The organism is Hyphomicrobium sp., assembly GCF_041659645.1.
Taxonomy (GTDB): domain Bacteria; phylum Pseudomonadota; class Alphaproteobacteria; order Rhizobiales; family Hyphomicrobiaceae; genus Hyphomicrobium_B.
Genome location: NZ_JBAZXX010000004.1, coordinates 153,008 through 172,854, shown reverse-complemented (window position 1 = coordinate 172,854; position 19,847 = coordinate 153,008). Strand labels below are relative to the sequence as shown.

19 protein-coding genes are annotated in these 19,847 nt (G+C 60.1%); 11 read left to right on the top strand and 8 right to left on the bottom strand.

The features are described 5' to 3' along the window. Position 1 precedes the first annotated feature (1 nt). The 10 genes from WC811_RS15185 to WC811_RS15140 all read left to right on the top strand — a co-directional run bounded on the left by WC811_RS15185 (position 2) and on the right by WC811_RS15140 (position 11,939). Positions 2 to 2,476 carry a xanthine dehydrogenase family protein molybdopterin-binding subunit gene (locus tag WC811_RS15185; protein WP_372646128.1) on the top strand — a complete coding sequence of 825 codons (2,475 nt, stop codon included), beginning with the start codon at positions 2 to 4 and terminating at the stop codon, positions 2,474 to 2,476. Continuing rightward, positions 2,473 to 3,342, top strand: a complete 870-nt coding sequence (locus WC811_RS15180) for a xanthine dehydrogenase family protein subunit M (RefSeq protein WP_372646124.1) — start codon at positions 2,473 to 2,475, stop codon at positions 3,340 to 3,342. Before WC811_RS15185 ends, WC811_RS15180 begins: the two co-directional genes overlap by 4 nt. After that, positions 3,339 to 3,920 (top strand): (2Fe-2S)-binding protein, encoded by a 582-nt coding sequence (locus WC811_RS15175; protein WP_372646122.1) that lies wholly within the window; start codon positions 3,339 to 3,341, stop codon positions 3,918 to 3,920. The genes WC811_RS15180 and WC811_RS15175 overlap by 4 nt, the downstream gene beginning before the upstream one ends. A 5-nt stretch (positions 3,921 to 3,925) precedes the next feature. Then, positions 3,926 to 4,816 carry an AAA family ATPase gene (locus WC811_RS15170; protein WP_372646120.1) on the top strand — a complete coding sequence of 297 codons (891 nt, stop codon included), beginning with the start codon at positions 3,926 to 3,928 and terminating at the stop codon, positions 4,814 to 4,816. A 5-nt stretch (positions 4,817 to 4,821) separates the two neighbouring features. Continuing rightward, the gene (locus WC811_RS15165) at positions 4,822 to 5,979 is read left to right on the top strand and encodes a VWA domain-containing protein (RefSeq protein WP_372646118.1); all 1,158 of its coding nucleotides are present in this window, start codon (positions 4,822 to 4,824) and stop codon (positions 5,977 to 5,979) included. A 102-nt stretch (positions 5,980 to 6,081) separates the two neighbouring features. Next, positions 6,082 to 7,092, top strand: coding sequence for an extradiol dioxygenase (locus WC811_RS15160; protein ID WP_372646116.1), 1,011 nt, complete (start codon positions 6,082 to 6,084; stop codon positions 7,090 to 7,092). 107 nt (positions 7,093 to 7,199) lie between these two features. Beyond that, the gene (locus WC811_RS15155; protein WP_372646114.1) at positions 7,200 to 8,189 is read left to right on the top strand and encodes an XdhC family protein; all 990 of its coding nucleotides are present in this window, start codon (positions 7,200 to 7,202) and stop codon (positions 8,187 to 8,189) included. Between the two features lie 83 nt (positions 8,190 to 8,272). Further along, positions 8,273 to 9,343 (top strand): substrate-binding domain-containing protein, encoded by a 1,071-nt coding sequence (locus WC811_RS15150; protein WP_372646112.1) that lies wholly within the window; start codon positions 8,273 to 8,275, stop codon positions 9,341 to 9,343. Positions 9,344 to 9,355: 12 nt separating this feature from the next. Next, positions 9,356 to 10,972, top strand: coding sequence for a sugar ABC transporter ATP-binding protein (locus WC811_RS15145; RefSeq protein WP_372646110.1), 1,617 nt, complete (start codon positions 9,356 to 9,358; stop codon positions 10,970 to 10,972). Positions 10,973 to 10,976: 4 nt separating this feature from the next. Beyond that, positions 10,977 to 11,939 (top strand): ABC transporter permease, encoded by a 963-nt coding sequence (locus WC811_RS15140; protein WP_372646108.1) that lies wholly within the window; start codon positions 10,977 to 10,979, stop codon positions 11,937 to 11,939. 39 nt (positions 11,940 to 11,978) lie between these two features. Here the strand turns inward: WC811_RS15140 and WC811_RS15135 are convergent, their stop codons facing one another. The 7 genes from WC811_RS15135 to WC811_RS15105 form a co-directional block, all read right to left on the bottom strand. Further along, positions 11,979 to 12,830 (bottom strand): transglutaminase family protein, encoded by an 852-nt coding sequence (locus WC811_RS15135; protein WP_372646106.1) that lies wholly within the window; start codon positions 12,828 to 12,830, stop codon positions 11,979 to 11,981. Positions 12,831 to 12,941: 111 nt separating this feature from the next. Continuing rightward, the gene (locus WC811_RS15130; RefSeq protein WP_372646105.1) at positions 12,942 to 13,169 is read right to left on the bottom strand and encodes a hypothetical protein; all 228 of its coding nucleotides are present in this window, start codon (positions 13,167 to 13,169) and stop codon (positions 12,942 to 12,944) included. 198 nt (positions 13,170 to 13,367) lie between these two features. Further along, a complete protein-coding gene (locus WC811_RS15125) occupies positions 13,368 to 13,652 on the bottom strand; it encodes a hypothetical protein (protein ID WP_372646103.1) in 285 nt (94 codons plus the stop codon). Positions 13,653 to 13,692: 40 nt separating this feature from the next. After that, positions 13,693 to 13,911, bottom strand: coding sequence for a hypothetical protein (locus WC811_RS15120; RefSeq protein WP_372646101.1), 219 nt, complete (start codon positions 13,909 to 13,911; stop codon positions 13,693 to 13,695). After that, positions 13,898 to 14,170 (bottom strand): hypothetical protein, encoded by a 273-nt coding sequence (locus WC811_RS15115; protein ID WP_372646099.1) that lies wholly within the window; start codon positions 14,168 to 14,170, stop codon positions 13,898 to 13,900. Before WC811_RS15115 ends, WC811_RS15120 begins: the two co-directional genes overlap by 14 nt. 106 nt (positions 14,171 to 14,276) lie before the next feature. Next, positions 14,277 to 15,911 (bottom strand): chaperonin GroEL, encoded by a 1,635-nt coding sequence (gene groL, locus WC811_RS15110; RefSeq protein WP_372646097.1) that lies wholly within the window; start codon positions 15,909 to 15,911, stop codon positions 14,277 to 14,279. A 41-nt stretch (positions 15,912 to 15,952) separates the two neighbouring features. After that, the gene (locus WC811_RS15105) at positions 15,953 to 16,267 is read right to left on the bottom strand and encodes a co-chaperone GroES (RefSeq protein ID WP_372646095.1); all 315 of its coding nucleotides are present in this window, start codon (positions 16,265 to 16,267) and stop codon (positions 15,953 to 15,955) included. 159 nt (positions 16,268 to 16,426) lie between these two features. Here WC811_RS15105 and rsgA point away from each other — a divergent pair, with 159 nt between their 5' ends. Continuing rightward, entirely contained in the window at positions 16,427 to 17,392 is a 966-nt protein-coding gene (rsgA, locus tag WC811_RS15100) for a ribosome small subunit-dependent GTPase A (protein WP_372646093.1), read from the top strand. 92 nt (positions 17,393 to 17,484) lie between these two features. Here the strand turns inward: rsgA and WC811_RS15095 are convergent, their stop codons facing one another. Further along, entirely contained in the window at positions 17,485 to 19,845 is a 2,361-nt protein-coding gene (locus WC811_RS15095) for a molybdopterin cofactor-binding domain-containing protein (protein ID WP_372646090.1), read from the bottom strand. Between the last annotated feature and the right edge of the window lie 2 nt (positions 19,846 to 19,847).

Sequence of the window (19,847 nt, the reverse complement as noted above, 5' to 3'; positions counted from 1 at the left end):
AATGGATAAGAAAGTCGAACCGGCTCTGTCGACGGGTCCGGCCAAGCTTGTCGGCACGTCCGTGCCCCGGACCGAAGACATGGCGCTGCTGACGGGCACCGCGCGCTATATCGACGATCTGCGTTTTCCCGGGATGCTGTATGCAAAAATCCTGCGCAGTTCGCACGCACATGCCCGGATCAAGGTCGATACGTCGGAAGCATATTCGATGCCCGGCGTTCACGGCGTCCTTGCCGGACGAGAACTCGTCGGCAAGGTCAAGCCTTGGGGCGACCTGATGCAGGACTTGCTCGTCGGCGATCATTTCCCGTTCGCGGTCGACAAGGTCCTGTTCGAAGGGCAGGAAATAGCAGCGGTCGTCGCGGACACCAAATATCAGGCGCTCGACGCGCTCGAAAAAGTTAAAGTCGAGTACGACGATCTTCCCGTTATGGTCGACGCGGAAGCCGCGCTTGCCGACGACGCGCCGCTTATTCAAGAGGGCATCAACTACGAGTTCGGTGAAGGCAACATCTTCGATCGCTACCGCGTCCGTATCGGCGACATCGACGCCGCGGAAGCCGAAGCAGACCTCGTGGTCCGCCAGCGCTTCTCGACCAACCGTCAGGCAGGTGCGGCGCTCGATCCACACGGGTGCATCGCGAATTTCGATTCCTTCACGGGGGTTCTGACCCTCTATTCTTCGACGCAATCGATCTTCATGCTGCGCGACAGCATCGCCGACGTGCTGCAGCTTCCGCGCAATAAGGTCCGCGTCGTTGCGCCGGAAGTCGGAGCCGGTTTCGGTTCGAAGGTTCAGATGTTCCCGCACGAGGTCATCGCGTGCATCCTTTCGATGCGGCTCGGGCGGCCGGTCCATCTCGTGCTCTCGCGGGCCGACATCTTTCGTGTCGGCACGGCGCGCAACTCGCAGATTCGCCACGTCGAAATGTTTTTCAAAAAGACCGGACAGATCATCGGCTATCGCGATTACGTTATTCAAAACTCCGGGGCGCTGTCGTTTTGGGGCAACCAGGTTGTCCACATCGGCACGAACGTCGGGCTTCTGCCCTATCCCATTCCCAATCTCCACATCGACGGGGAAATCGTCCACACGAACACGGCGCCCGGTGGCGCGCTGCGGGGCTTCGGCATTCCGCAGATCATCTTCGCTAAGGAGCAGATCGTCGACATGGCGGCCGAAGCACTCGGCCTCGATCCGCTTGACGTTCGGGCGCTCAATACCGTCAAGCGCAATCAATGTCCCATCCGGACGCCAATCGGCCAGGTGGTCGACACCACATCGGTGGATGAATGCCTGCAAATGGTTGCCGCCGAAATCGGCTGGAAGGAGAAGCGCGCCAATCCGAAACCCTATGAAGGCGTCGGCATGGCCATCTCGATGAAATATACGAGCTGCCGTCATCCATCGTTCGATACGGACCTCTCAGCGATCCGATTGCGTCTTGAAACGGACGGCACCGTTACGATCTTTTCGAGCGATGTCACGCACGGCCAAGGACACGCGACATTCCTGGGGCAGATCGTCAGCGACGTACTCGGCGTCGGCTTCGAGAAAATATTCCTGGCTCCTCCCGATACGGCCAACGCACCGTTCGGTCTCGGTACCTACGCAAGCCGCGCCGCCGCCGTACTCGGAACCGCATGCCGGACAGCCGCCGAGCGCCTACGCGAGAAGATCGTCGCCATTGCTGCGCACGTTCTTGAGGCCGACCCGCAGGATCTGGAGACGGGGAATGACCGCGTTTATGTTCGCGGCATGGGCGACAGCGGCCTTTATCTCGAAAACCTGGCGACGTTCTCGGTTTACCGCACGCACCAATTGCCGCCGGGCTTCGAACCGACGCTTGAGGCCGTCGCGACATACGACACGCCGACGGATCGCGAGGGACCGGACGGCTCGGGCAACTTCTCGGTGACGTATGCCGGGTCGGCGCACGCTGCACATGTCCGCATCTCGCCGGAAACCGGTCAGATCGAGATTCTCGATTATGTGATGGTCCACGATACCGGCACGGTGATCAATCCGCTGATCGTCGAGGGCCAGCATCAAGGCGGCTTCCTGATGGGCATCGGCATGGCTCTCGGCGAAGACTACGTCTACGACAAGATGGGGCACATGGTGAACGCGACATTCGCCGAATATCAGGCGCCGCAAGCCGCCGACATGCCCGAGTTGAACAGGATGTTTGAAATTCCGGCGCCGTCGACGGCGATCCCGGGCGGGCAGAAGGGCGCGGGCGAATCCGGAACCGGGCCGGTTCCGGCCGTCATGGGCAATGCCATCGCGAATGCCATCGGCATTCGCTTCACCGAGCTGCCGATCACGCCCGATCGGATCCTTCTCGCCCTTCGCGAGAAGGAGCGCAGCGGCAAGGCGGATTTTCGCTATCCCGACGACATGCCGGACTATCTCGGGCCGCGCGATGCTCAGTCATGGCCGAAACCCAAAGGCGAATTGGAGCTCTTCTTTTGACCCCATTCAGTTTCCATCGGCCCGCAACCCTCGACGATGCCGTCGGTGTGTTGGCGACGGCCGGCCCGGACGCAAAAATCATTGCCGGCGGCCAGAGCCTGCTTCTCGCGCTCAAGGAGCGAAACGCGCGTCCGAACAGCGTGATTTCGATCGCCGACGTGCCCGGCCTTTCTGGCGTCACCGAGACCGAGGCGGGTTCGCTCGAAATCGGACCTTGCACCACCTACGCCAAGCTCGCGAAGATAGCGCTTCCTGGGTGGCACGCGGAAATCCCGGCGGTGGCGGGCAATCTCGCCGACCGCTCCGTCCGCAGCATGGGCACAATCGGCGGTGGCGTTTGCGAGGCCGGGGTTCGCTTCGACATGCCGACGTTGCTGAGCGGACTTGAAGCGTCGTTTAAGTTGACGTCGGCACGGGGAGTGCGCGTGCTCAACGCCGACGCGTTTTTCAACGCTTCGGGTGGAACTTATATCGCGCGCGACGAGATCTTGACCGACATCACCGTTCCCGCCCTCCCCCACTGGAGCAACGTCGCGTTCGAGAAATTCCGCTTCCGCACATTCGACGCCGCGATTGCGACGGTGGCAGGTGCTGTGCTCTTCGCCCCGGACGGCACGGTCGAACGGCTGCGCATCGTGGTCGGTGGCGTCGCGAAAGCGCCGGTCGTTGCGATCGGAACCGCCAACTCGCTGAAGGGTCGAAGTCTCGGCGCCATCTTCTTGCCCGGCGTCGCCATGCGCGTATCGAACGAAGTTTTGCCACCGGAAAATGCGGTCACGAGGGGACAGAAGTATCAGTCTGAACTCGTCATTTCTCTGGCAGCGAGAGTTTTGACCCGCCTCTCCACGGGAGTTCACGCATCATGACGAAGATTTCGATGACCATCAACGGCAAGACCGTTGCGGGCGATGTCGACGAGCGCACGCTGCTGATCGAGTTCATCCGCGATGTCGGACATCTGACCGGCACACATGCCGGATGCTATGAGGCCCGCTGCGGCTGTTGCGCCGTCGATCTCAACGGCGCGACAGTCAAATCGTGCAATGTGCTGGCACTGCAAGCGCAAGATGCCACCATCTATACGGTCGAATCTTTGTCGCAGCAGCGCGTAACGCCTGTGACCCACATTACGACGCAGACGCTTGCGAGCGTTTACAAACCGCTCGACGCCATGAGCTCGAATAAGGTCGACCTGCATCCGCTGCAGGCGGCGTTCCATAAGTGTCATGCCCTGCAATGCGGATTTTGCACGCCGGGAATGCTGATGGTTCTGAAAAACTTTCTGGAAGAGAACCCAAATCCGACGCGGGCGGAAGTTCGGGTTGCGATCTCAGGTAACCTCTGCCGTTGCACCGGCTATCAGCATATCGTTGACGCGGCGATGGAAGCGGCACAGGTGATGAGGGGCGAGACAGAAACAACGCCCGCGCTCGAGACGGCCTGACGCCGATGGCCGCGCATCAAATCCCCGCCGATTACGAAGCGCTCGGTTCAGCGCTCGAAACGGTCGGCTATTTTGCCGAGGAATCGGTCTGTGCGTCCGTATTCCTGTCGCTTCGACTCCAACGGCCGCTTTTTTGCGAAGGAGAGCCCGGTGTTGGGAAGACCGCCCTAGCACACGCCGTCTCGGAGGCCTTCAACTGGCCGCTGTTCCGCCTTCAGTGCTATGAAGGGCTGGACGAGTCCGATGCGCTCTATGCTTGGGATTTCTCCCGGCAGCTCTTGCATATGCGGGTCGCCGAGACCGTCGGGCGCAAGGACGCGGAAAGCCTCGAAAGCGAGCTTTACGACCGCCGGTTTCTGCAGCCCCGCGCGATCCTCAAGGCCTTCGAGACGACGCCAAGCGTTTTGCTGATCGACGAGATCGACCGCGCCGACGACGAGTTTGAAGCGTTCCTCCTGGAAGCTCTGTCCGAATATGCGATCACGGTTCCTCAGCTCGGAACAATCAAGGCCGCCGTGCCGCCGTTCGTCATCGTCACGTCGAACCGGACGCGCGACGTACACGATGCCCTGAAGCGGCGTTGCCTCTATCAATGGATCGAGCATCCGAGCATTGCGCGCGAACGGGCGATCATCGAACGGTGCTTTCCGGCCATCCCGGTGCCCCTCGCCGACCAGATCCTGGCGGCGGTCGCGCGCCTCAGAGGCGCCGGTATGCTCAAGGCGCCGGGAATTGCTGAAAGTCTCGACTGGGCGCGGTCGCTGCTCGCGCTTGGCGCAACCGAGATCACGCCTCGCGAAGCCGCACTGACGCTTGGAACTGTCCTTAAATATCATGAGGATCAGGCGCGGGTGATTTCCGGGAAATACAGTCTGCTGGTGCCGCAGGGGGCGTGACGAGAATGCACGCGGCGCAGGAATCGGTTCTCGGTTTCATCGAAACGCTGCGCGAAGCGGGTCTTTACATCGATGCAAGCCGCATCGAAATGTTGTTCGAGGCGACAACGGTGATCGAGGGCGGCGGCCTTTATACGCTATTCCTGTGTGGTCGCACGACGCTGTGCGGCTCCCCCGGCGATATGGCGCGCTACGACGCGTGCTTTGCCCGCTACTTTTTCGGACACGATACGCTTGCGACCGAAATCCTCCCTGACCCCGACGCCACACCGATCATCCCGGGTTCGGCGGGATCGGTAAAGCGGTCGTCGGCCGATGACGACGAAGATGATGATCGCGAGATCGAAATGGGGGCGGCCAGCGCCGTCGAAGTTTTGCGGACGCGGAAACTCTCGGCACTGTCGGCGGAAGAACGGGAATTGATCTTTGAGCTCATTTCCCAACTGCGCTCGAAAGTGGCGATGCAGCGGGGACGGCGGCGAAAAAGCTCCAGCCGTGGGCCGATCGATATCCGCAGGACGGTCAAAGCCGCTTATGCTCGCGGCGGCGAACCAGACCGGCTGTTCAAAAGCCTGCCCCGCGAGCGCGCGCGGAAGCGAATTCTTCTTCTTGACATCAGCGGTTCGATGGCGCCGTTCGCACCCGGACTTCTGCGCTTCGGATATGCGGCGTATGCGTGCGCGCGCTGCCGAACGGAAGTGTTCACAATCGGTACGAGGCTCACCCGCATTACCAAATATCTCGATACGAAGGACGCCGAAGCCGCGATGCTCGCTGCCTCGCGCGCTGTTCCGGATTGGTCCGGCGGCACCCGGATCGGTGATCAGATCCGGGCGTTTCTCGACATTTGGGGACAGCGCGGCATGGCCAGGGGCGCAATCATTGTAATTGCCTCCGACGGCTGGGAGCGCGGCGGCGCGGACCTGCTCGGTCAACAGATGCGGCGGCTGCAAACCTTAAGTCACCGGATCATCTGGGCAAACCCACACAAATCGACCCCGGGGTTCGAGCCGCTTACGAAGGGAATGCAGGCGGCATTGCCGCTAATCGACGATTTCGTGGCGGGTAGTTCCGCCGCGGAACTGGCGCGCTTGATTAACCTCATGGGCGAGAGTTTTGGGCGTCGTCGCGACCGGGAGGTGAAGAATTCCACCATCCGATAAATACCCCCAGTCCGCGCGAGCGGACGATATCTATCAGTCAACCGGTTTCGGTTCGTCCAACAGGCGCGCCGTTAGTGCAATGACGAAAAATAGGAGTCTCCTATGGCGAAAGTCGTAACCGCGCTCAGTATGTCGCATGCCCCGGGCGTGCTTGGATGGCCCGACGCTCCGAGCAAGGAGATGAAAGATAGCATTGCCGCCGCCCATGCAGAGTGCGCCCGACGCCTCCAGGAAGCCAAGCCCGATGTCATCATCGCTTTCCTGGACGACCACTTCGAAAACCATTTTCGTAACCTCATGCCGACGTTTGCCGTCGGCATCGCGCAGACCCACAGCGGGCCTGCCGACTACATGATGGAAGCGCTCAAGTTCGACGAAAAGGTCGTCATCGACGGTCAGCCCGAACTTGGCGAGGCGATGCTGCGCGGTCTGGTGGGCATGGGCTTCGACGTCGCTCGCATGGGCGAAATCGAATACGGCAACAACCTTCTCGTCCCGCTCAAGTTTCTGACGCCTAATTTCGATATCCCGGTTCTGCCGCTTTACATCAACGTCTTTTCGCCGCCGCTGCCGACGATGCAGAGAGCTTACGATTTCGGCGCCGCCGTTCGAAAACTAGTCGATGCCCTGCCCGCCGATCTGCGCGTGGCATTCCTCGCGACGGGCGGTCTCTCCCACTGGCCGCCTGTGTGGACGGAGGGCGCGCCCGAAGACGATGAATTCCTGATGCGTATGAAAAAATATCAGACAGAAGGCCGTCACGTCGCCATCGAGGACCCGAGCCTATATTCCGATCTCGCGAGCTACGAGATCGAGATGGCATCGAAGATGCAGTGGCCGCTTCGCATCCAGCATCCGCTGGTCAACGCCCATTGGGATCGCGAGATCATCGAGGCGTTTGCCCAGGGCGACGCCGAGAAGCTTCGCGCCATGACCTACGACGAAGTCGAGGAAGGCGGTGGGCACGGCGGCCACGAAATCCTCAATTGGGTCGCGGTGATGGGTGCGATGGGTGGCGCACCGGCGCACATCGTAGGCTACGAGCCCGTCATGGAGTGGATCTGCGGCATGGGCTATATCGCCTACGATCCAGTGCTCGCAAAGGCGGCATAACCCTCACATCTCGAAACGCACGGGCGGCCTTAAGTCCGGCCGCTCCACTCACATCGCCTCTTCCAGTCTCCGTGCGGGGAAACGAAGGATCTGCCTTTGTGAAGCCAATGGATCCGCAATTTCAGGCTCAAGTGATCCAACGCAATCTCGTTGCGGGAGAGGATGTGCTGCCGAGCTTTCTGGCCTGGCGGCGTATGGGTTTGAAGTGCGCGCTCGTTACGTTGGTGAACATCGAAGGCGGTTCGCCGCGCGCGCTCGGTTCGCTCATGGCCGTATCCTCGGAGGGCCATTACGCGGGTTACCTCTCCGGTGGATGCCTTGAAAGCGCCGTCGCGGTTGAGGCGCAGCAGTGCATTCGCGAGGGCAAGAACAAGCTCGTTCGCTATGGCAACGGCTCTCCGTATTTCGATATCAGGCTGCCCTGCGGCAGCGGTATCGATATCTTCATCGATCAGGCGCCCGACGATCACATCGCCGAACGCTTGATGGACGCACGGCGTACCAGAGAGGCCGTGTCGCACGTCACGAACCTCGATACCGGTGAGAGCCGCATCGAATGGCTTCCGCAAGCCGGAGGCTCGACGAGCCGGATGGATGGCGTGTTGTTTCGGCGCGCCGTCATTCCGACGCTCAAGGTGCATCTGATCGGCGCAGGTCCGAGCATGGCGGCGATCGCGCATTTGCTGTCGTCGGTTGGCTTTGTCCTTGACGTTGCGACACCAGACCGGGCGACGCGTTCGGACGTTCGGAATTTCGGCCTCATGGCGCGCGAGATCTCCGATCCTAACCAGGCGATCACCACTGAAGTTGATCTATGGTCTGCGGCGATCCTGGTCTTCCACGATCACCACTGGGAAATTCCAGTCATCCAAACTCTACTGCGCTCTGCCTGCTTCTATATTGGGGTACTTGGAAGCAATGCAGTCGCGGAGAAGCGAATCTCCGAGCTTCACGACCTAGGCATCAGCCCCGAAAGCCTCACACGTATTCGCGCGCCAATTGGCCTCATTCCCGCAACTAAAAGCCGACTTAGCCTTGCCGTCAGCGTGGTGTCCGAACTCGTGAGCGAAGCCAAACTGCACGGCTTTGTCATGTGAAGAGACGGAAACTCTCGGGTCTATCTGGTGTGCCTTCGGAGAAATGAAACAGGAGTTTTATCTTCCAACCAGGAGAAGCAACTTTGTCCGGCTCCATTACGACGACCACGCGCCAATTCGTGATTTCGACCGTTGTCATCGGTCTATCGCTCTTTAACGCTGCACGTTCGCATGCGGACGAACCAGACCGCCTGCGCCACATCATCGAACCCGTCGTTGCGACAAAGCCACTGAAGATCGGCGTGACGCTTGTCCATCTTCACGACGATTTCTGGAAGGGCATCGCCTACGGCATCGTCGATGAAGCGAAGCGTTCACACGTCCAAGTTCTGCAGGTCTCGGTCGCTGGCGGATACGGCAATGTGAAAGAGCAGTTCGCGCAACTCGAAACGCTGAAATCACTTGGTGCGGACGTTGTCGTTATCGGCGCGGCGGCTTTCGATGGATATAATGCGATCCTGAGGAACCTGAAGTCTTCAGGAATAAAGGTCGTCGCGGCGGGCATTCCCGTGAACAGCGCCGCCGTCGCGTTCGGTGTCGGGCAGGACGATAAGGCCATCGGTGCGGCGCTCGAGGATGTCGTCTGCAAGGCCAAAGGGCCGTCCGGTGCGAGCGTCATTGCCATCCCGGGACCCGCCGGTGCCGAATGGGCCCATTTGCGCCACCTCGGCTTTCAGGACGAAGCGAAGAAATGTCCCAACCTAAAAGTCATCGATGGCGCTGTTGGCGGCGGGCTTGGCATCGAGCAGGGCCTCTCGCAAGCCTCAGACTTGCTCCTCAAAAATCCTGACGCCGGATTCATCTACACTCCGGAAATCTCGCTCGGCATGGGTGCGGTGCAGGCCGCGAAGCAACTCGGCAAGCCGACGAAAGTCGTTTCGAGTTCGGTCGTCCGCGAAGCCATTCCAATGCTGAAAGACGGTCGCCTCCTCGCTATTTGCTCCGAGGCCGGCATCATCATGGGCCGGTTGATCGTTCAATATGCGATCCGCGAAAATGAAGGCCTGCCGACGCCGAACCTCACGAGGGACGGCACGCCCTATCCGGCGCTGATGGTTCCGATTACGATGATCACGCAGGCAAATGCCGATACGTATCCATTCGAATTGTACGAGCTGCCGCCGAAAGACTGGTCGATTCAGGCGATGCAGTGAGGCGGAGATGTGATGCGAGGCACGCTTCAAAGTGACGTTGACGCGGCCCGCGGGGATAAACCGGCGGGCTGCTCTCCGGCGGTTGAAGTTCGAAACATATCGAAGCGATTTGGCGCGACGCGTGCGCTACGTGATGTTTCTCTTTTCTTCTGTCCCGGCGAGATCCATTGTCTGCTGGGCGAAAACGGCGCCGGGAAATCGACGATCGGAAAAATCGTCGGCGGCGTCTATAACGCCGATGAAGGCGAAATCCACGTTGACGGTCTCCGAACCGACATCCGATCCGTTGCGGATGCCCGCAAACGCGGCATCGTCGTCGTTTTTCAAGAACTCTCCCTGGCGCCGGACCTCACCGTGCGTGAGAACATCTGTCTCGGTGATGAACGCGGCTCGCATCTGCTGTCGCTTCTGCGGCCCAACGCGGAAGATACGCGCTGCCGTCAGTTGCTGGCCGACCTCGGCCTGAGCATCGACCTCGGCACGCGGACACGAAAGCTGCCGATCGCCATGCAGCAGCTCATCGAGATCGCAAAGGCGCTGGCGCTGCGTCCGCGGGTGCTCATTCTCGACGAGCCGACCGCCATGCTCGGTGCCGTCGAGAAGCGGAAGCTCTTCGAGATTCTCGAGCGCGTGAAGGCAGACGGCACCGCGATCGTCCTTATCACCCATCATATCGAAGAGGTTATCGCGGCGGGCGACCGGGTTAGCATCATGAAGGACGGCGGGTTGGTCGATTCATTTCCGATCAGCGGCGACGTGGACGCCGATTACGTGCTTCAGAGGCTTGCGGGCAAACGCGCGCAACACACGACGATCATGCGGCGAGAGCGCGCCAAGGACGCGTTGCTCTCACTTCGCAATGTGCCGAACCGCGACGGCGCCGCCTGCGAAATCGGTATAGCGCGCGGCGAGATTGTCGGACTCTACGGTGTCGTCGGATGCGGGCGCGAAGCCATCGTTCGAGGTCTTGCCGGGCTCGAACGATTTGCGGGGCCGAAAGCGTCGCTTGATGGGCAAGATTATGCGCCGCGAACTCCGGCCGCCGCCGGCGCGATGGGGGTCGGGTATCTGCCGTCGGGCCGCGCCAGCAATGGCGTTCTCCCCGCGCGGGCCATTCGCGAGAATTTGACTCTGACGCAGCTCAGCAGCTTCAGCCGGGGCGGCATCATTTCCCTCAAAGCCGAGCGGGCGGCCGCCGAACAGCAGCTCAGGGCGCTCGGCGTGCGCTATGGAGATCAGGACAACGCGATGCTCAGCCTCAGTGGCGGCAACCAGCAAAAAGTTTTGCTCGGGCGGTGCCTCGGCCACGCGAAGAGGCTTCTCATTCTGGAGGACCCGACAGCGGGCATCGACATCGCGGCAAAGCGCGACATTCATCAGTTGTTGCGCGAGCGGGCCGCCGCCGGCCTCTCCGTGCTGCTGGTGTCGAGCGATCTTGGCGAAACGATCGGGCTTTCAGATGCCGTTTTCACGATGTTCAACGGCGCCATCATCAACGAATACGTTGCGCCGACGGCGACCGACGAGGCCGCGATCATCGCGGACGTGCTCGGCGAATTAGGAACTGCGGAGCACACGCATCGACAAGGCGACACCGGGACAAATCATGAGAAGCACGCAGCAAAATAGCACCATGACGACACCCCACGTGAGATCGTTTGCTTGGCCCGCGCACCTCAAGCTTGGCGATCTGGCGCTGCCGATTTTCATCGTCATGCTAGCGCTCACGGCCGGCGCCATCGAACCGCGATTTTTCAGCTGGAGTAATTTCGAGAATCTCGCGCGGCAGATCGCGCCGCTGGCTATCGCTTCAACCGGCCAGGCGTTCGCGATCATCAGCGGCGGATTGGATCTTTCCATCGCCGCAGTCATGTCTTTAGCCGGGGTGGCGGGCATCACGGCGTTGCCGCACGTCGGAATCGGCGGCTGCATCGCCGTGATGCTTCTTACAGGCGGGCTGGCCGGGCTCGCCAGCGGCTTCATCATTGCCTATCTCAAGACGACACCGTTGATCGTCACGCTCGGCATGATGTCGATCGCACAAGCCATCGCGCTCATCCTTTCGAACGGCGTGCCTATTTATAACGTGCCGGACGCTCTGACCGACACCGTCGGTTTCGGAAATGTGCTGGGGATTCCATCGACGGTTGTCATCAGCAGCGCGACGATGATCGTCGGTTGGTTCCTGCTGCGCCGGACGATCTTCGGCCGGTATATCTACGCTATCGGCTCTAGCCGATCGGCAACCGAGAAATCGGGCATCGACGTTCGTTTCTACACAATGCTTGTCTATGCGGCCGCGGGGGTGACGTCGGGCGTCGGTGCGCTGGTGATGACAGCGTGGGTCGGCGCGGCGCAACCGGTGGCAGCGCCCACGCTGACGCTTCAGTCGCTCGCCGCCGTTGTTCTGGGCGGGGTCGCATTGACAGGCGGCAGCGGCAGCATGCTCCAAGTCTTTTACGGCGTGTTGATCCTCGGCATGCTCTCCAACGCGATGAACATGATCGGCATCTCGGATTTTTATCAAACGCTTGCCGTCGGCATCGTCATTATCTTAGCCGTCATCCTCGACCGCGTCCGTCGGGAGCATGAATAGCCAGCCTGGATGGCGCGGCACGCGGCGTATGAAAAATTCTTAGCGTGTTTTCGCTGTCGGTCGTGCTGTGGACGTACGCGCATCGTCGGGAATTTCGTCCGTCCATACGCGGAAGGATTCCAGCTTGTTAGGGCCAAACGTCGTTGTCATGGCAACGTCCGCCGCATCGCGCCCTCGTGCGACTAAGACTCTTCCGATACGTGGAACGTTATTCCGGGGGTCGAACGTGTACCAACGGCCGCCAAGAAACGCTTCGAACCAAGCAGCGAAATCACCTGGCGGATAAGGCGGCGGCGTGCCAACGTCGCCAAGGTAACCGGTGCAATAGCGCGCCGGAATGTTCAAAGCCCGGCAGAACGCGACAGCCAAATGTGCGTAGTCGCGACAGACACCGCGCCGTTCTTCGTAGGCTTCGGACGCTGTCCGTGTCACTCGCGCATGCTCGTAGCCGAACGTGATGTGCTGATGGACCAAATCGCAGATCGCTTGAACGCGTCCCCAGCCCGGCGTTACGTGGCCGAACAACGTCCAGGCCAGATCCAGCAAGCGGTCGCTGTCGCAAAAGCGGCTCGCCAGGAGAAAAACCAGAGCTTCCTCTGGAAGCTCTTCGACCGGCACCTGTCTTGCATTTGAAATTACCGGATCGGGCAAGCCGTTATCGCTTATGACGGCATCCGTCGAGATGCGCACCCGTCCGGCTGGGGCGACGAGCCTACAGCACCAATTGCCGAACCCGTCTCGGTAGCCTGAGATTGGCACAGACGGGCTGATCCTGATGTGGTCCGGCGCGGCAAGGTCGGAGGCGCGCGTAAAGTGGACATTGAGCATCAAAATCGCTGGAGTCGGCTGCTCGAACGCATATTGCAATTCGCATCCGATCCGAAGTTTCATTATGCTCCCTTTGGTCCTGTGAGATGGGGCGAGGTCCCCGACACGTCGCATCGTCCGCTCAGATCAACCGATTTGGCCGAGCAAATTCTGCTTCTTCGACTGCCTATAAGCTCAACCCCGTATCAAATCAGCGAGCCCAAATCGCTTGAGATTCGGAAGATCGCGCACGCCGTTTGCGGACGCTTCGATGATGCGAAGAGCGACGACAAGACAGGTATTATCGCTTGGCGGCGCAGTATCCGCTCGGTCTTCCTGATACTGGATGTCGTGCAACGCTGAGGCATACGCACTGTAGCACAGCGCGAATTGATCGGGATTAAATGCTGGATGAGGGAGCATAGCTCCTCCTTGTGCAGGCGGGAGCACGAGCCTCTCTCAGCCATCGGCGCCTCTGGACGATACCGACGGTACCATCACTCTGCGCGCTCGCGGACGCCATAGCCAGCTTTATTTGACGCCAGCCGATTTGCAGTCTCGCGAAAGGCAAATATTCGCATTGTGGCCATAGGACAGCGACCGAAAAGTCAGAGGTATTCGTCAAGCTTCGGCCCGATGTGCGTCCAGATCTACGACGTTGTCGTCAGGACCGTTGACCGTCGAGAAGTCGGACACCTTGTTCGAGTCACAGACATAGACCCATTTTGCGTCAAAAAGCTCGCCGTCCCGAATATAACCGAGCGTCGCCCCTTTTTTGGGGCGCCAGAAAAGCACTGGCGGCAGCTCCGTCCCAAGTTTTAACCAGTTGGGCTCGACGTATTCTCCGATCGGCTTCCAGTGAATCATCTTTTGATCTTTGCCTCCGTCATTGCCGCCGCCCGCCATCGGATCGCCATGCGTGATCCATCGCGGACGAGGGTGTCGTTCAAATGGCCGCGGACGCCGCCAACTCACTCTCGCGTGCCACGCGCTCGAATGCTTCGGCGATCGTCTTGATGCGATACTGACGCTCGCGACCTTCCGTAGGCAACACTTGCGTGACTTTGTAAAGCCTCGCCGAGGCAGCCAGCCCGCGCAACGAGGGAGAAAAATCGACCGTCTGTCCGACTTTGAATTTCGAAATCGGCACTCTAGGATTTGCCATTGCCTGCCTCCAAATCTCGCGCCAACGCTGCTTCCAGGTCGGCGGGTTCAATCTCAACGACTTGCCGCGACACGTAAGCCTTGTTCGACGGCAACTCGATGGTGGTCTGTGTTCGCCGGTATCCGACAAACGTCATGCCCGCTACAGGCTCTTCGGATACTTCAATTGCGTAAGTGCCTGGCGGGTAACTTCCCTCAATTCCGGCGAGGTGGAACCGGTGCGCGAAACTCACAGCAGAGCGGGTTGTTCGTTCCGTCATGACCATCGCGCATCCTCATGTCTTGTGAATCGGACGATTGCTGAGAAAAGTGTGCCGGCCGCCAAAAAGCATCAAGCGGCCGGCATCTGAGACTCGCAGATGTGGGTTAGAAGCCCATACCGCCGCCGCCCATTGACGCGGGCGCATGGTCCGCATCCTTGTCCGGCAAATCAGCAATCATGGCTTCGGTCGTGATGAGAAGTCCGGCAACGGAAGCTGCATCCTGGAGCGCACAGCGCACGACTTTAGCTGGATCGATCACGCCCTGAGCGACGAGATCGCCATAAGCGCCGGACTGAGCGTTGAAGCCGAAGGCGTACGACGCGTTGTCAAGGATCTTACCGACGATCACCGAGCCGTCCTCGCCTGCATTTGTGAAGATCTGGCGCGCCGGAGCCTGAAGTGCCCTGCGAATAATCGTTATTCCGGTTGTCTGATCCTGATTGGCAGACTTTAGCTTCTCTAGCGCCTGAATTGCCCTGAGCAGCGCGACGCCGCCGCCCGGAACGATACCTTCTTCGACTGCCGCGCGGGTCGCATGAAGCGCGTCATCAACGCGGTCCTTGCGCTCCTTGACTTCGACTTCGCTACCGCCACCGACTTTGAGAACGGCGACGCCGCCAGCCAGCTTCGCCTGACGCTCTCGCAGCTTCTCTTTATCGTAGTCCGACGTCGTATCTTCGATTTGCGTTTTGATCTGATTGACGCGTGCCTCGATAGCCAACTTTTCGCCGGCACCATCGATGACCGTCGTGTTCTCCTTGTCGATCGTGACCTTCTTGGCTCGGCCGAGCATTTCGAGCGTTACATTCTCGAGCTTAATGCCAAGATCTTCGGAAATCACACTGCCGCCGGTGACGATGGCGATATCTTCGAGCATGGCTTTGCGCCTGTCGCCGAAACCCGGAGCCTTGACGGCAGCAACTTTGAGGCCGCCGCGCAGTTTGTTGACAACAAGGGTCGCGAGCGCCTCGCCTTCGACGTCCTCCGCGATGATGAGGAGCGGCTTACTCGCCCGTACGACCGCTTCGAGCAGCGGCAGAAGCGCCTGCAGGCCACCGAGTTTCTTTTCGTGGATGAGGATGTAAGGATCCTCAAGTTCCACCGTCATCTTCTCGGCATTGGTCACAAAGTAGGGCGAAAGATACCCGCGATCGAACTGCATGCCGTCGACAACTTCAAGCTCGGTTTCGAAGCTCTTGCTCTCTTCGACTGTGATGACGCCTTCGTTGCCGACGCGTTTCATGGCCTCTGCGATTTTGGCGCCAATTTCTTTATCGCCGTTCGAGGAAATCGTGCCGACCTGGGCAATCTCTTCATTCGACGTGACTTTTTTGGCCTTCGACTTCAGCTCTTCCACGACGACTGCAACCGCCATATCGATGCCGCGTCGCAGGTCCATCGGATTCGCACCGGCTGCGACAGACTTCGCGCCTTCTCTGATGATCGCCTGAGCAAGCACAGTTGCGGTCGTTGTGCCGTCGCCCGCGATGTCGGAGGTCTTCGATGCGACCTCCTTAAGCATCTGCGCGCCCATATTCTCGAACTTGTCCGTAAGCTCGATTTCCTTGGCGACCGTCACACCGTCCTTGGTGATGCGCGGCGCGCCGTAGGACTTGTCGAGCACGACGTTGCGGCCTTTCGGGCCGAGCGTGACCTTCACTGCGTTGGCAAGAATGTCTACGCCACGCAGCATGCGATCGCGCGCGTCTTGACCGAATTTGATGTCTTTAGAGGCCATGGGTAAGCAACTCCTGGATTGGGGGATGGGCGTCGATAACTCTAGGCTGCAACCTTGATCTTGGTGCTGCCCTCGACCACGCCGAGGATGTCGCTCTCTTTCATGATAAGCAGATCGTCGCCGTCGATTTTGACCTCGGCGCCCGACCATTTTCCGAACAGCACGATGTCGCCGAGCTTGACGTCCGGAACGTTGATGTTGCCGCTCTCATCGCGCGCGCCTGGACCGACGGCCAAGACTTCGCCTCGCGACGGCTTTTCCTTGGCGGTATCGGGAATGATGATGCCGCCCGCGCTCTTGCTGTCCTCTTCGAGCCGCTTAACAAGGACGCGGTCGTGCAAGGGCCGGAATTTCATTGAAATCCTCAAATCTTCTGATTTTTTGCTGGTGTGCGGCCTTGGCGCGTCGGCAGACGACGCGCCTCAAATGCACGGATCATTCTTTTAGCACTCTATTGCCTTAGCTGCTAATGATGATTGCCAAGGCGCGCACTTTCGCCGGTCGAGGAACGAGATATGTCATTGGACGCAGTAGGTTGGAGCGGCCAACGACAGGCGGAATTCGGTGCGCACGCTGCCGACGGACTGATTCCCGGCCGCGTCGTCAGCGAACATCGCAGCCATTTCAGGGTCGCGACGGACGCCGGTGAGTTCTCCGCAGTGATGACAGGGCGCCTGCGCAACGCCGCAGTTCAGCGCTCCGATCTTGCGGGCGTCGGTGATTTCGTGGCTCTGCGTCCGGCGCAGGGCGATGGTAACGCAACGATCGAGGACGTCCTTCGCCGCCACAGTGCTTTGGTCCGGAAGGCATCGGGTGAGCAACGCCCACAGCTTTTGGTGGCGAACGTCGACATCGTGTTCATCGTCACCGCTCCGGACGGCGATTTTAACCTGCCCCGGATCGAGCGACTGTTGGCGTTGGTCCGCGATAGCGGCGCGGTTCCCGTAATCATTCTCAACAAAGCCGAACTCGCCGATGATTTGGCGGGTATCATCAAAGAGATCGCCGAGTTTGCTCCGGGCGTCGCGGTTCACGCGATCAGCGCTCGCTCTGGCGACGGGATCTCCGATATCGAGCGCTATTTCGCTGGCAATCAGACAGTCGGCCTTATTGGTTCATCCGGCGTCGGCAAGTCGACGCTGACGAACAAGTTGACGGGATACTCAGAGCAGGCGACGCAGGAAATCCGTGCTCACGATAGTCGGGGCCGGCATACGACCACGCATCGCCAGTTGTTCATACGTCCGCAAGGTGGCGCCGTGATCGACATGCCCGGAATGCGAGGGCTGGAGCTTTGGAAGAGCGCCGACAATGTCGAGGTGGATTTCGACGATATCGAAACCCTGGCGAGCGGTTGCCGATTTCGCAATTGTAGACACGGCGCTGAGCCGGGCTGCGCAGTGCGCGCCGCCGTGGAACGAGGCGACATCGAAGCGACCCGCGTCGCGAGCTATCTTTCCTCTGCGCACGAGCGTGGATGAGGGGCCTGGCCCGCAGAACTTAGTCCCGCTCGAACGAACGACATAGGAGCGAAAAGATCGTCAAAAGTCTTTCCGCTCCCGCGCGTGTTCCGTTAAGCGAGTTTGTCGCCCATCGGAAGATTTCTCAACCTTTTGCCGCTTGCCACGAAAATGGCGTTGGCAAGCGCCGGCGCAAATGGCGGTACGCCAGGTTCGCCCACGCCGCCCGCATGAACACTCTCGGGCGTCTCGATGATGTGAACATCGACCTTCTGAGGAAAATTGCTCATGTGCGTTACGTTGTAGTCGAAGTAATTCGATTGCTCGACCGCACCATTCTTAAAAGTGATGCCGCTGTAGAGCGCGTTTGACATCCCCATCACCGCCGCGCCTTCCATCTGCGAGCGAATGCGCTCGGGATTGACGTGGAAGCCGCAATCGATCGCCGACGTCACCTTGGGAACGCGGATGGTGCCGTCGTCGTCGATTTTGACGTGCACGACGCTCGCAACGTAACTCGCGAAGGCGCGGTGCGCTGCGATGCCGAGACCTTCGTGGGGCGGCATGCTCTTTCCCCATCCGGCCTTTTCAGCGGCGACGCGGATTACGTTCTTCAAGCGCGCCGTGTTGATCGGGAATTCCTCGTAGGGCTCGCCGTAGTTCCAGAAGTCGGGCGGGAACCCGGACGCTTTGGGATCTATATTGCGATCCGGACCGATCAATTCGAGAAGGAAATCCTTCGGGTCGCGGCCGAGTTTGTGGGCCGCCTCACACACGGCGGATTGAACGGCAAACGCGCGCTGAACGTTTGACACCGACCGAAACCAGCCGATGCGCGTGTGAGCCATCGCCTGACCGTTCTCGCAGCGGATGTTCGGGATGTCGAATGGGACATCGACGAAGCCCATGCCGTATTCGATCGGGAACTGATAGCCGTCATCCTTCTTGAACGTCGAAACGATCGACGGCGCGACCGTGCGATGACGCCAGCCTACGACCTTACCCTTATCGTCTGCCGCGATCTCGATGCGCTCGACCGACGTCGTATGATAGAATGAGTGCTGAATATCGTCCTCGCGCGTCCATTGCAGCAGCACGGGCGTGCCGCCGAGCTTCTGCGATAGAAGTGCGGCCTCAAGCATGAAGTCCCACTTCGACTTGCGACCGAAGCCTCCGCCGAGCAGCGTGACGTGTACGGTCACGCTTTCGAGCGGCATCTTCAGCGCTTCGGCGATATCCTTGCGCGCGCCATAGGGACTTTGCACCGGCGCCCAAATCTCCGCCTTCCCATCGACGATACGCGCGACGCACACGAGCGGCTCCATCGGCGCCTGCGCCATATGCTGGCTGTGATATTCCGCCGTGATGACGTTCTTGGCGTTGGCGAATGCAGCGTCCGGATCGCCCTCATTACGTAGAACTTTTCCGGGCTTTGCCGCCGTTGCCGACATCTCTTTCGCGAAGGCTTCGGATTCGTAGCTGGCGTTCGGGCCGTTATCCCACTCGATGGTGAGGGCGTCGCGACCCTGAATTGCGGCGTAGGTCGTGTCGGCGACGACGGCGATGCCGCCAAGCTGGCCGAACTTTCGCGGCACCGTAAAGACGCCTTCGATCTCATGGATGGAATGGACGCCGGGAACTTTCAGAGCAGCCGACGCATCGTACGACTTTATTTTGCCGCCGAGGACGTCGGGTCGTGCGACCACAGCGAACTTCATGCCGGGAAGGCGAACATCGGCTCCGTAGCCGGCCTTGCCGACCGTGATGTCGTGAAGATCGGCGATTTGAACGTCACCCTTGCCCATCAAGGTGAATTCATCGGGAGATTTATAGAGAAGCGTTTCCTGCGCGGGAACCGGCACGCCCATCGCGGCATCGGCAAGCTCGCCGAATGTCAGGACCTTTCCGGTCTCCTTCTTGTCCTTGTCGAGCAGCGCGACTTCGTGATTGCGCGCACGGCAGAGTGAAGCATCGACGCCCCACTTCGCGGCAGCTGCCGTCTCAAGCATTGTCCGCATCGAAGCTCCGCACTGGCGCATCGGCTGAATGAAGTGGCGCATACTGCGCGAGCCGTCGGTGTCCTGGTTGCCGTACTTCTGCTCATCGCCTGGGGCTTGGACCAAGCGCACGCGCGACCAGTCGGCACACATCTCATCGGCAACGACCATCGGAAGACTTGTGCGAATGCCGGTTCCCATCTCGCTCCGGTGGGTGACGATCGTGACGTCGCCGCCCGGCCCGATGGCGATGAAAATGTGCGGGTCCGAGACAACTCCGTCGGGCATATTCAGGCCGCCGGTCGGATAGAGCTTCAGGTGCTCGCGCGCATTCGCGGGCGAAAGCCGGACGGAGAGAACTAGCCCAGTCGCGCCGAGAAGTCCGCTGAGGACACCGCGACGGCTGACATTGGTAATTTCGGCAGAGAACGCCGGCTCGACAGACCGATCCGCTTCGGCTTTGAGGTACTGCAGCATGA